General features: G+C 67.1%; 9 protein-coding genes. 2 read left to right on the forward strand and 7 right to left on the reverse strand.

All coding sequences use genetic code 11. The features are described 5' to 3' along the window. Positions 1 to 127 precede the first annotated feature (127 nt). From CCR98_RS16705 to gap, 7 genes are all read right to left on the reverse strand, one after another. Positions 128 to 1,132, reverse strand: a complete 1,005-nt coding sequence (locus CCR98_RS16705; protein ID WP_087923481.1) for a class I fructose-bisphosphate aldolase — start codon at positions 1,130 to 1,132, stop codon at positions 128 to 130. A gap of 196 nt (positions 1,133 to 1,328) precedes the next feature. Beyond that, positions 1,329 to 2,795: a pyruvate kinase gene (gene pyk / locus CCR98_RS16710; protein WP_014038297.1), complete on the reverse strand. Its 1,467-nt coding sequence runs from the start codon at positions 2,793 to 2,795 to the stop codon at positions 1,329 to 1,331. Positions 2,796 to 3,008: 213 nt separating this feature from the next. Continuing rightward, the gene (locus tag CCR98_RS16715; protein WP_087923482.1) at positions 3,009 to 3,662 is read right to left on the reverse strand and encodes an HAD hydrolase-like protein; all 654 of its coding nucleotides are present in this window, start codon (positions 3,660 to 3,662) and stop codon (positions 3,009 to 3,011) included. Further along, complete coding sequence (locus CCR98_RS16720) at positions 3,659 to 4,834, reverse strand: phosphoglycerate kinase (RefSeq protein WP_087923483.1); 1,176 nt, start codon at positions 4,832 to 4,834, stop codon at positions 3,659 to 3,661. The genes CCR98_RS16715 and CCR98_RS16720 overlap by 4 nt, the downstream gene beginning before the upstream one ends. A 627-nt stretch (positions 4,835 to 5,461) precedes the next feature. Next, complete coding sequence (locus CCR98_RS16725; protein WP_087923484.1) at positions 5,462 to 6,838, reverse strand: DUF3999 domain-containing protein; 1,377 nt, start codon at positions 6,836 to 6,838, stop codon at positions 5,462 to 5,464. After that, positions 6,835 to 9,513 (reverse strand): DUF2339 domain-containing protein, encoded by a 2,679-nt coding sequence (locus CCR98_RS16730; RefSeq protein WP_087923485.1) that lies wholly within the window; start codon positions 9,511 to 9,513, stop codon positions 6,835 to 6,837. The genes CCR98_RS16725 and CCR98_RS16730 overlap by 4 nt, the downstream gene beginning before the upstream one ends. Positions 9,514 to 9,638: 125 nt before the next feature. Next, complete coding sequence (gene gap / locus CCR98_RS16735) at positions 9,639 to 10,643, reverse strand: type I glyceraldehyde-3-phosphate dehydrogenase (RefSeq protein WP_005410838.1); 1,005 nt, start codon at positions 10,641 to 10,643, stop codon at positions 9,639 to 9,641. A 192-nt stretch (positions 10,644 to 10,835) separates the two neighbouring features. Here gap and CCR98_RS16740 point away from each other — a divergent pair, with 192 nt between their 5' ends. Then, complete coding sequence (locus tag CCR98_RS16740; protein ID WP_049465611.1) at positions 10,836 to 11,465, forward strand: OmpW family outer membrane protein; 630 nt, start codon at positions 10,836 to 10,838, stop codon at positions 11,463 to 11,465. A 560-nt stretch (positions 11,466 to 12,025) separates the two neighbouring features. After that, complete coding sequence (locus tag CCR98_RS16750; RefSeq protein ID WP_087923487.1) at positions 12,026 to 12,844, forward strand: S1/P1 nuclease; 819 nt, start codon at positions 12,026 to 12,028, stop codon at positions 12,842 to 12,844. The last annotated feature ends 5 nt before the right edge of the window (positions 12,845 to 12,849 follow it).

Raw genomic sequence — 12,849 nt, forward strand, 5'->3', positions numbered from 1 at the left:
TGTTTCTCCTTGGCCTTCCATGTGGTTCCCGCACGCCGGCCGGGCATGCGGGGGCGGAAAAGATACCCGCAAAAGCAAACGCCGGCGTAAAGCCGGCGTTGCCCTGTTCATCCTGCAAGGGAACGGATCAACCGTTCCACTTGCCCAGCGCGGCCAGGCCATTGTCCTTGGCGCGCTCGTACACGGTCTTCTGGGCGGCGGCGTAGTTGCCCTTCATGTCCTTGGCCCACAGCTTCAGCGCGGCCTGCTGCATGGCGCGGCCGTAGGAGAAGCTCAGCGGCCACGGCAGGTTGCCCAGCTGGTTCATCGCGTTCAGGTGCTCGGTGGACTGCTCGTCGCTCTGGCCACCGGACAGGAACACCACGCCCGGCAGGATCGCCGGCACGGTGCTCTTCAGGCACATCACGGTCGACTCGGCCACTTCCTCGACGTCGGCCTGCTCATCGCAGCCCTTGCCGGAGATGACCATCGACGCCTTCAGGATGGTGCCTTCCAGCAGCACGTTCTGCTGGTACAGGGCGTCGAACAGCGAACGCAGGGTGGCTTCGGTGACTTCGTAGCAGGTCTCGATGTCGTGGTCGCCGTCCATGATCACTTCCGGCTCAACCATCGGCACCAGGCCGCATTCCTGGCACAGCGCTGCATAGCGGGCCAGCGCGTGGGCGTTGGACTCGATGCAGGTACCCGACGGGATGCTCTCGCCGATGTTGATGACCGCACGCCACTTGGCGAAGCGCGCGCCCAGCTTGTAGTACTCCTGCAGGCGCTCGCGCAGGCCATCGAGGCCTTCGGTCACCAGCTCGCCCGGGCAGCCGGCCAGCGGGTGCGCACCCTTGTCCACCTTGATGCCCGGAATCATGCCGTGGTCGGCCATGTACTTGGCGAACGGCACGCCGTCCCTGGTCGACTGGCGGATGGTTTCGTCGTACAGGATGGCGCCGGAAATGTGCTCGTTGAGCTTCGGCGTGGTCAGCAGCAGCTCGCGGTAGGCGCGACGGTTCTCCTCGGTGTTCTCGATACCGACGCCAGCGAAGCGCTTGGCGATGGTAGCGGTGGATTCGTCGATCGCGATGATGCCCTTGCCCGGGGCGACCATGGCCTGGGCGGTTTCAGCCAGCTGTTCGATGCTCATGTATTTCCTGTGGCGGGTGCGGGAAAAACGTAAGTATAGCCCCGCTGCCCGTTGCCTCGCCGTGGAGGACAGGATGGAAACGCTTCCACGCCGGCGCAGGACAAAAGATGTCCTGCGGCATGGGGTCAGAGCCCGTGCGGGGATCTGACTCTGGGGTCAGACCCGCAACGCGGCTCCGACCCCGGGCCAACACTCCTTACAGGTCGCCCAGGCCGCTGGCGCGGCCGTCTTCGCCCACTTCCAGCAGGCGCAGGGTGTTGGTCGCGCCCAGGGTTTCCATGTGCTCGCCGCTGGTGAACACGACGCGGTCGCCGGCCTGCAGCAGCTCGGATTCGACCAGCAGGCGGATGCTGCCGCGCGCGGCTTCGCGTGGGGTCAGGCCGCGGCTGTCGAAGTTGATCGGGTAGACATCACGCATCAGCGCCATCTGGCGACGCGCGCCGTCATGGCGGGTCACCGCGAACACCGGTGCCTTGGCGCGGAAACGCGACAGGTAGCGCGCGGTGCCACCGGATTCGGTCATCGCCACGATCGCACGCACGCCCACGTGTTGCGACAGGAACATGGTGGCCATGGCAATCGCCTGGTCGGCACGTTCCAGGTTGCGCGGCGAGGCGTTGAAGTCGGTCTCGGTCTGGAACTGGCGCTCGGCCCCCAGGCAGATGCGCGCCATCGCTTCCACGGCCTTGACCGGATAGGCGCCAGCGGCGGTTTCCGCCGACAGCATCACCGCATCGGTGCCGTCGATGACCGAGTTGGCCACGTCCAGCACTTCGGCACGGGTCGGGATCGGGCTTTCAACCATCGACTGCAGCATCTGCGTGGCGGTGATCACCACCTTGTTCTGCGCCAGCGAGGCCTTGATGATCTTCTTCTGCAGGCCCGGCAGCTCGGCATCGCCGATTTCCACGCCGAGGTCGCCGCGGGCGACCATCACCACGTCGCTGGCCTCGACGATTTCTTCCAGGTTCTCGATCGCTTCGGTACGTTCGATTTTCGACACCAGCGCGGCATCGCAGCCGTGCGAGCGGGCGATGTCACGCGCGTCGTTCATGTCCTGCGCGTTGCGGCAGAACGACACGGCGATGAAGTCGACGCCGATCTTGGCAACGATGCCGATCAGTTCCTTGTCGCGCTCGGTCAGCGCGCCCAGCGACAGGCCACCGCCCTGCTTGTTCAGGCCCTTGCGGTCGGACAGCACGCCATCGTTGAGCACGGTGTTGACGATGCGGTCGCCCTGCACTTCCACCACCTGCAACTGCATCAGGCCGTCGTCGAGCAGCAGCACATCACCCGGGCCCACGTCCTGCGGCAGGCCGAGGTAGCTCACGCCCACCTGGCTGGTCGTGCCCGGGCCGGCGTTCTCGCTGGCGATCAGGTCGAAGCGGTCGCCCGCCTTCAGCTGCACCTTGCCTTCGGCGAAGCGCTCGATGCGGATCTTCGGGCCCGGCAGGTCGGCCAGGATGCCCACTTCCACGCCCACGCGGGCCGCAGCGGCACGCACTTCGGCGGCACGCTTGGCCTGGCCGGACGGATCGCCATGGCTGAAGTTCAGGCGCACCACATTGACGCCGGCGCGGAACAGATCCTCCAGCACGCCCGGCGGATCAGTGGCCGGACCGAGGGTGGCAAGGATCTTGGTGCGACGCTGACGCTCGAACATGGTGGATGGGCCTCTCCCGTTAAAGAACGGAAATTAGCACATCCTTCACGCCGCATGTATACGGTTACAGCCTTGTGCTGCCTGACTCCGCGGGTCATGGAACGGACATGGTCCGGACATACGCTGGCGCAGGGTCGTAGTAGCGCCGGGCCATGCCCGGCGGTGCTGGGCAAAGCCGCCGGGCATGGCCCGGCGCTACCGATCAAAGGCGCATCACGCCAGCAGCGTTTCCAGCTGTACGGGCTCACGGGCGAGCTGGCCAGCACCGGCGGCAGTGAGTTCCTCCTCACCGCCAAAGCCCCACAGCACGCCGACATTGCGCAGGCCGTGGTGGCGCGCGCCTTCGATGTCCATGCGCCGGTCGCCGATCATCCAGCACCGCGCAGGCTGCACCTGCAGCCGACGCAGTGCCTCGCCAACCAGTTCCGGCTTGTGGCTGCGCGAGCCATCCAGGGTCGAACCGACGATCTCCTCGAACAGCCCACCGAAGGGCAGGTGGGCGAGGATGCGGCGCGCGTGCGGCTCGTTCTTGGCGGTGACCACCGCCAGGCGGTGGCCACGGCCATGCAGCGTGCGCAGGGTGTCTTCCACCTGCGGGTACACCGTGTGCTCGCGCCAGCCCTCGGCATCGAAGCGCTCACGGTAGTAGCCCACCGCCTGTTCCACCCGCGCCGGTTCGACGAACAGCGGCGCGAAGGTGGTGCGCAGCGATGGACCGATCCAGCCCAGCAGCGTCTCCTGCGGCGGCACCGGATGGTCCATCTTCTGCAGCGCATAGGCGATGCAGGCGGTGATGCCCACCTGCGAATCGATCAGCGTGCCGTCGAGGTCGAAGAACAGGACATCCTTGCTGCGGTCGGCACTCATGCGCCGCGCGCGTCGAGTGCGGCGACGGCCGGCAGGGTCTTGCCTTCCAGGAACTCCAGGAACGCACCACCGCCGGTGGAGATGTAGCTGACCTGCTTGGCGATATCGAACTTGTCCACCGCCGCCAGCGTGTCACCGCCGCCGGCGATGGAGAATGCCTTCGAGTTCGCGATGGCGCGGGCCAGCGCTTCGGTGCCCTTGCTGAAGGCTTCGAACTCGAACACACCGACCGGACCGTTCCAGACCACAGTGCCGGCCTTCTCGATCAGCTGTGCGTACTGCGCGGCGGTCTGCGGGCCGATGTCCAGGATCAGATCGTCTTCGGCAACAGCGTCGACCGCCTTCACTTCGGCAACAGCGTCCGGCATGAACTGCTTGGCGGTAACCACGTCGACCGGCAGCGGGATATCGGCGCCACGTGCCTTGGCATCAGCGACGATCTTCTTCGCGGTGTCCAGCAGGTCCGGCTCGTACAGCGACTTGCCGACGTTGTAGCCAGCAGCGGCGATGAAGGTGTTGGCGATGCCACCACCGACGATCAGCTGGTCGACCTTGCCGACCAGGTTGGCCAGCAGTTCCAGCTTGGTGCTGACCTTGCTGCCGGCGACGATGGCGAGCAGCGGCTTGGCCGGTGCATCCAGCGCCTGCGCCAGCGCGTCCAGCTCGGCCATCAGCAACGGGCCACCGGCCGCCACCGGGGCGAAGCGGATGACGCCATGGGTCGAGGCCTGCGCGCGGTGTGCGGTACCGAAGGCATCCATCACGAACACATCGCACAGGGCGGCGTACTTCTTCGACAGGGCTTCGTCGTCCTTGCCCTCGCCGACATTCATGCGGCAGTTTTCCAGCAGCACCAGCTGGCCAGGCTGCACGTCGACACCTTCGACCCAGTCACGCACCAGCGGAACCTCGCGGCCCAGCAGCTCGGACAGGCGCTGCGCGACCGGCGCCAGCGAGTCGGCCTCGCTCCACACGCCTTCCTTCGGGCGCCCCAGGTGCGAGGTGACCATCACCGCCGCGCCCTGCTCCAGCGCACGCTTGAGCGTCGGCAGCGAAGCAGTGATGCGCTGTTCGGAAGTGATGCGGCCATTCTCGATCGGCACGTTCAGATCCTGGCGGATCAGCACGCGCTTGCCGGAGAGGTCGAGGTCGGTCATGCGGACGATGGACATGGGCAACTCTTTGGCTCAGGGACGGGATGCCGGGGTACGGCAGGCGGCCATTGTATCGGGTGCGGCTGGCGGGAGGGTCGATGCCTGCGGCAGGCAGAGGCGCAGGGCAACAGCAACGGCAACGGCCAAAGCCAAAACGCTGGCGCTTCGTGGTGCTGTGAATGGGCCGGGGTGGTGTGGGCTGGCAGGGGACGCCGTAAACCCATCCATGGGGGCTTGGCCGCGGCATCCATGCCGCGGACACCCCTGCCAGCCCACACCGCCCCGGCCTCGACAGGTTCATGAGGCAGAGCGGATGGCAAAGGCACAAGCAGTGTGTGGTGTCGGATGAAGAACGAAGCGGTCAGATCCGTTTTCCTACGGAAAACGGATCTGGCCCCGAGGGTCGTCGAGCGAAGCGACCCGCTTCCGCTCTTGCTCTTCTTATTTCTCTTCCGTGGGTGGACGCACACGGAAACTGTCAGAGGCCGGGCGGGTGGGCTGGGCAGGGGTATCCGCGCCATGGATGGCGCGGCTAAGCCTACAGGGACGTACTTGCGGCGTCCCCCTGCCCAGCCCACCCGCCCGGCCAGGCGCGGCTTTTGCTTTACGCGACCACCCACAAGGGGCTGCGCCGTTCGCCGGAACCTATTCCGAAGGCGCCGGCTTCTGCCGAAGCAGGCTGACCGCCAGGCCACCAACAACCAACACACCCAGCCCCAGCAACGCCCACAGCAGCCACGACTTCCAGTCGTGCTGCGGTTTCAGTGCCGACTCGCCGGCCAGTGGCTCCGGGCTGCCTTCCAGACGAGCCAGCGTCGGCTGCCACGACGGATCATTGCGCTGCCGCAGCTCCTCGATCAGCACCCCGATCGGCGCGTCCGTGCGGCGCGCGGTCGCGCTGCCCACCGCCAGTGCGTAGGGCGCTGCACCCTGGCTCAGGAACACCAGCACTTCCGGCTGGTAACCCAGGCGCAGCGTCGGCGCGGTGGCGGTTTCCGCCGGATTCGCCACCAGCTTCCAATAGCGGTCGCGGTGCACGCCGCCCAGCGGCTGCGCCGCCGACTGCTGGCGCTGGCCCTGCGTGCCCTGTTGCACCTGGTAGGCGATCCACGGCGCGCTGCGGCGCTGCCACTCCGCGCCCTCGTCATCGCGACTGAACAGCGTCCATTGCACCAGGCTGTTGTCGGTGCTGGCCACATCGGCGCGCGCCACCGGGAACCGGCCATCCATCTCGAAGGTGTACTCGCCCTTGCCTTTCGACGTTGGCTCCAGCGACAGCCATTCCCACGGCACGGTCGCCGGCGCTGGCGGCAGTTCCGCCAGTACGCCGCGCAGGGTCGGCAGGCGCGAATCACCCTGCGCCAGGATGCGCAGGTAGCGTGCAGTGCCGTCCACCTGCAGGCGGCGCTGCAGCAGGCGCTTGCCCGCGCGCTGCAGATCCACCAGGGGCACATCGCGGCCAATCGAGCGCCAATGCTGCAGGTCGTCGCTCGCGTCCAGCTGCACCTGTGCCTGCAGTGGCTGGCCGCTGTCGGCCCAGTCCAGCACCAGCGCTGCCAACGGCTGCTGGTCGAGCATGCTGGCGTCGATCAACCAACCGCCGTGCCCGTTCGCCACCGCCCCGCCACTCACCCGTGCCTCGACCCGGCGTACCCGGCCATCGGCATCGCGCTCGGTCAGCAGCTGCAGGTCGTTGCGCTGGGCATCGGGCAGCGGCGGCAACACGAACCACGGCAGTTCACGCTGCACCGGCGGTTGCGCCAGCGGCTGGTCCGGTGCCAGCAGTGCCGACGGCAACAGCTGGCTGGCCGCATTGAACACCTGCAGGTCGCTGAGGTCGGGGCTCACGGCACGGCGGTAGATCGCCGGCTCCAGCACGATGCGGTAAGCACCGGACTGCGCGCTGGACAACGTCAGCGGCCATTGCTCGGCATACTGCGTGCGGTAATCGGCCGCCTGCACCACGACGGCGGCCAGCATGCCGAACATCGCCGGCAGCAGCGCCCTGCTCCACTTCCTCATTGTTTTTCCTCCACGGACGGCGCCGCGCTCGGCGGTGCCGGTGCCAGATAACCCACGACCGTGCACAGCAGGCCGTAGGCGATGAACGATGCGATGCCCAGCAGATTGCCCAGGTGCTGGCGATCGACAACAACCAGCTTGGCCAGCACCACGCCCATCAGCACGGCACCGACCATCCACAACACACGCTGGCCACGACGCGAACCCCACACCCAGGCGATCACGCCGAGCACGCTCCACAACACGGTCAGGCTGGTCTGCGCCAGGCTGAAGCGCATCATCGACGCGTTCCACGACAGGCCACCCCACTGGTGCACGCCATGCAGCACCAGGCTGGTCAGCGCGACGAAGGCCGCCAATGCCAGCAGCGGCATGCGGATGTTCAGCAGTGCCTGCGGTGCCTGCGGCCGCTGACCGCCATAAAGCCAGCGCGCCAGCAGAAGCAGGCTCAACCACTGGCCGATCTCGGCCGGATTCAGTATCGGCAGCCACAACAGCGGCGCGGCGTCGCCCGGCAGCAGCTGGCCGAACAGCCAACCGATCGACAGCAGGCCGAACAGCACGCATTGCAGTGGCACGCGCACGCTGTCGAAGGCCTGCCCCAGCGGCCAGCGCAGCGCGTTCCAGCGCCACAGCGACAGCGCCGCCATCAGCAGCCACGGCAAGGTCACCAGCAGGGTCGTCCAGCCCTGCGCCAGATCGGCTTCGCCACCGCCCCACAGGGCCAGCAGCGAAAGCAGCGACGGCCACAGCAGCCACCACAGGAACTGCGCGATGCGGGCCACGGTGTCGCCGCCCTGGCGCAGGCACAGCAGGGTACGCACGCCCAGCACCGCGAACACCGCCCAGGCCAGCGCGCCGTAGCCGGCGAACGGCTGGTGGTGCGCGTCGCTCTGCATCAGCGCCAGCGGGAAACCCAGCGCAAGCATGGCCAGTGCGGTCACACCCAGCGCACGCGCCGGCTGGCGACGCTGCACTTCGGCGGCCAGCCAGGCAGTGACCGCAGCCAGCACCAGCAACGCGTCCACTTCGGTGCGATAGGGGAAGAAGCGGGTGATCTCATGGACCAGGCCGCCCAGCCACCACAGCAGGCCCCACAGGTAGTACACCAGTGCGACCTCATGACGCGGCCTGCGCTGGTAGCTCCACGCCGACGCGAAGCCAGCCAGGGCCAGCAACAGCGCGCCAATGGCGGTCGGGTTGATCAGGAAGCGCAGGTCTTCGTGCCAGTGGTCGCCACCGGCGACGAAGGCGAATGCGGCGCCGATCTGCAGCAACGCGCCGGATACCTGCGGCAGCCAGCGCTTCTGGCGCAGACCCAGCCAGGCCAGGCCGGCACCTTCCAACGCAAACACCGCACCGGTGGCGCGCGCCGACAGTGCCAGCGGCACCGCCAGCGTGGCGAAGCCCACCGCAAGCACGGCATGCGACTGCGCCAGCACGGTGTACGACGCACGTGCGATCAGTGCCCGTGCCAGTACCGCGTAGATCGCGGCCAGGCCCAGCGCACACAGTGCCAGTGTCATCGGCTGCTCATGCAGCATGCCCGCCTGCAGCGAGAACGCGACCAGCGGCGTGCCGAACACCAGGCTGCCATCGATCAGGTCGCGTCGGCCGGCCGGCTGGCGGCGCGCGTACAGCAACGGTATCAGCAGGTAGAACACGAAGAACAACACCAGGAACGGCTCGGTGCTGCTGAACTTGTCCGGTGCGTACTGCAGTACGCCCCAGAAGGTGCCGATGCCGAAGGTGAAGGCGAAGCCCAGCAGGTTCAACGCGCGCCATGGGCGGAACCCGGCGATGGCGAAGATGCCCGCGTTGAGCACGGCGTAATAGCTGAACAGCCCCACGTGGTTGCCACTGCCGGTGGACAGCCACAGCGGTGCCATGAAGCCGGCCAGGATGCCCAGCACGGCCAGCGTGCGCGAGTTCTGCACCACCGCCAGCACGCACAGCCCGGCCACCAGTGCAATGGAGCTGACGAAGGCAACGCCCGGGGGAATCAGGTCGAAGCGCTTGAAAGCCGCGAAGATGGTCAGCAGCAGCACGCCGATGGCACCACCCTGCAACGCCAGCGCGAACAGGCGCCGGCGCTCGCGCTGGTGCCAACCGAAGGCCAGCAGGCCCAGCGCACCCACGGTGATGCCAGCCAGGCGCAGTTCGATCGGCAACACCAGCCAGCCCTGGTCGCTGACGTACTTCAGCAGTGCCGCGACACCGGCCAGCAGCACCAGCATGCCGATCTTGACCGGCACGTTGCCCTCGGTGAACCAGCGCTTGACCGCACCGATGCCGCGCTCGATGACGTTGGGCGGTGCAGGTTCGGAAGGCAGCGGCGGCTGCACCGGCACCGGTGGTACCGGCGGTGGCACAGCGGGACGGGGAACAGTCGACTCGGTCGGCGCTGCTTCACGCACCGGGGGCTGCGGGGGTTGCGGCGCGGCAGCGGCGACCGGCCGCAGGAACGGTGGATCGTCGCTGGCCGCAGGCGTGGCCACAGGCCGTTCAGGCGCGGGCGCGGTGGCGGCCGGCCTGGCGGTGGCAGGCGCGACGGCCATCGCGCTTTCCAGTGCAGCGACGCGGCGGCGCAGGCCAGCGATCATCACCAGCGCCACCACCAGCAGCAGCGGGATGGCCAACAGGACCAGTACGACCAGGGCGATCAGTGCTTCCATTGCGTGCTTCCATTGCGTTCCCGCGCCCCAGCGGCAGCGGTCGACCGCCCCATGCTACGACAGGGTGGGTCCCATAAACGACGAACCCCGGCCAGGCCGGGGTTCGTCTGCGATCTGCGCCGGCCTTACTTGGCGGCGATGACCTTGGCCATTTCCAGGCACTTGTTCGAGTAGCCCCACTCGTTGTCGTACCAGGTCACCAGCTTGACGAAAGTGCCGTCCAGGGCGATGCCGGCATCGGCGTCGAACACCGAGGTGCAGGTTTCGCCGCGGAAATCGGTGGCCACGACCTTGTCTTCGGTGTAGCCCAGGATGCCCTTCAACGGGCCTTCGCTCTGTGCCTTCACTTCAGCGCAGATCTCGGCGTAAGTGGCTTCCTTCTCCAGCTCGACGGTCAGGTCGACCACCGACACGTCCGAGGTCGGGACGCGGAAGCTCATGCCGGTCAGCTTCTTGTTCAGTTCCGGAATGACCACGCCGACGGCCTTGGCCGCACCAGTGGACGAGGGAATGATGTTTTCCAGGATGCCACGGCCGCCGCGCCAGTCCTTGTTGGACGGGCCATCGACGGTCTTCTGGGTGGCGGTGGCCGCATGCACGGTGGTCATCAGGCCGCGCTTGATGCCCCACTTGTCGTTGATGACCTTGGCCAGCGGCGCCAGGCAGTTGGTGGTGCACGACGCGTTGGAGATGATCGCCTGGCCAGCGTAGGTCTTGTCGTTCACGCCGTACACGAACATCGGCGTGTCGTCCTTCGACGGGGCCGACATGATGACCTTCCTGGCGCCGGCATCGATGTGCTTCTGCGCGGTTTCCTTGGTCAGGAACAGGCCGGTGGCTTCCAGCACCACATCGGCGCCGACTTCGTCCCACTTCAGGTTGGCCGGGTCGCGTTCCTGGGTCAGGCGGATCTTCTTGCCGTTGACCAGCAGGTCGTTGCCCTGCACCGCCACGTCGGCCTTGAAGCGGCCGTGCACGGAGTCGTACTTGAGCATGTACGCCAGGTAGTCCGGCTCCAGCAGATCGTTGATGGCCACGATTTCGATGTCGTCGCCGAAGTTCAGCACCGCCGAGCGCAGGACGTTACGCCCGATGCGACCGAAACCGTTGATACCAACCTTGATTGCCATTTCTCAAGCTCCTGCGGCCGCGACAGGTGCGGCGGGATGGATAGGGCCCACAAGTCTAGCAAACCGCCGCTGGCCACCGTGGGCCAGCCGGGACCGCCGGCCGGCCCACGGACAGGATTTGATCCGGATCAAAGCGTTAGCGCGGCGTGAGGCCGAGACTGTCGCCATCCACCCAGCAACGAGAACACCCCCATGCGCAAGACCTCCCCCCTGATCGTGGCCAGCCTGGCCGCCGCCCTGTCCCTCGCCGCCGCCCCGGCCATGGCCCAGTCCAAGGGCGACTGGACCGTTTCGGCCGGCGTGCACCAGGTGGCACCGAAGTCGAACAACGGCTGGCTGGCCGGCGGCACCCTGAAGGTCGACGTCGACAACGACGTCAAGCCGACCATCACCGGCGAGTACTTCATCGCTGACAACCTGGGCATCGAAGTGCTGGCCGCGCTGCCGTTCAAGCACGACATCAACATCAACGGCCTGGGCCGCGTGGGCAGCACCAAGCAGCTGCCGCCGGTGGTGACCCTGCAGTACCACTTCAACAGCAAGGGCAAGGTGTCGCCGTTCATCGGTGCGGGCGTGAACTACACCACCTTCTTCAGCGAAGACACCACTGGCGCGCTGGCCGGCAGCAAGCTGAAGCTGCAGGATTCGTGGGGCCTGGCCGCACACGCCGGCGTGGATTTCGCGATCGGCGAGAAGGGTGCCCTGCGCGTGGACATGCGCTGGATCGACATCGACAGCAAGGTGAAGTTGAACGGCGAGAAGATCGGCACGGTCAACATCGATCCGCTGGTCTACGGCGCTTCGTACGTCTTCAAGTTCTAAGCGGAGTGTTGAACGCGGGGGCCTCGCCCCCGCTCCCCTGCTACACGCAAAACCCTCGCAGCATGTTGCCCCGGTGATTGCCGGGGCTTTTTTTGTGCCTGGGACTGAAGCGGTTCCGGAGCTGGGGCAAGGCGGGGAGCGGAGCCGGGACACGCCGTAAACCCATCCCTGGGGGCTCGATGGCGCCATCCATGGCGCCAACGGTCCCGGCTCCGCTCCCCGCCTTGCCCCTTCCCATCACCGCGTGCGTACCAGCTCAAGCAAAGGCAAGGGCAGAGCCTGTACATCCGAGGCGTAATGATTGCCTGCAATTGCAGAAGGCGGATTTTGATCCTGCATTTGTTCTTGATGTTGCCTTTGACGTTTGCATCCGCCTCCGCGGCCATGTTGGATGGGGGCTGCAGGGGCAGGCGCTGCGGGACCGTCTGCGGCATGGATGCCGCGGCCGAGCTTACAGGGACGTACTTGCAGCGTGTCCCGCAGCGCCTGCCCCTGCAGCCAGCCCCCAGCAGACAGGAACGCGCCGCTCTTCAATCCACCTACCCCGCTAGAATGGGCGCATGAAAGCCCTGCAATCCCTCTCCCTCGCCGCCGCCCTGGCGCCGGCCCTGCTGTCCGTCTCCGCCCCCGCCTATGCCTGGGGCGCGCAAGGCCACCGCCTGGTCGCCGAAGTCGCCGACGCCCGCCTCACCCCCACCGCCCGTGCCGAAGTGGACCGCCTGCTGGCCACCGAACCGGACGCCACTCTGGCCAGCATCGCGCCATGGGCCGACCAGCTGCGTGCCAAGGACCCGGGCCTGGGCCGTCGCTCGGCCGGCTGGCACTACGTCAACATCGCCGAAGACAACTGCCATTACGAAGCACCGAAGCACTGCAGGAACGGCAACTGCATCGTCGAGGCACTGAAAGCACAGAGCGCCATCCTTGGCGACCGCAGCCTGACTGACGGCGAGCGCCTGCAGGCACTGAAGTTCGTCGTGCACCTGGTGGGCGACATCCACCAGCCGATGCACGCCGGCTACGCCCACGACAAGGGCGGCAACGATTTCCAGCTGCAGTTCGGCAACCGCGGCACCAACCTGCATTCGCTGTGGGACAGCGGCATGCTCAACACCCGCAAGCTGGACGATGCCGGCTACCTGCCGGTGCTGCAGAGCCAGCGCGCGCCGAAGCTGGCGCGCCAGGCCAACCCGCAACGCGACCCGCAGACGTGGGCCGAGGCCAGCTGCCGCATCTCCATGCAGGCTGGCGTTTATCCGGCGTCGCGTAAAATCGGTGACGAATACACCGAGCGCTACCGGCCGCTGGCCGAGGCGCAGCTGCGACTGGCCGGTGAAAACCTGGCGCAGTTGCTGAACCGCGTGCTCGGCACGCGCTGAGGAGG

The sequence above is a fragment of the Stenotrophomonas sp. WZN-1 genome (assembly GCF_002192255.1).
In the GTDB taxonomy this organism is placed as follows: domain Bacteria; phylum Pseudomonadota; class Gammaproteobacteria; order Xanthomonadales; family Xanthomonadaceae; genus Stenotrophomonas.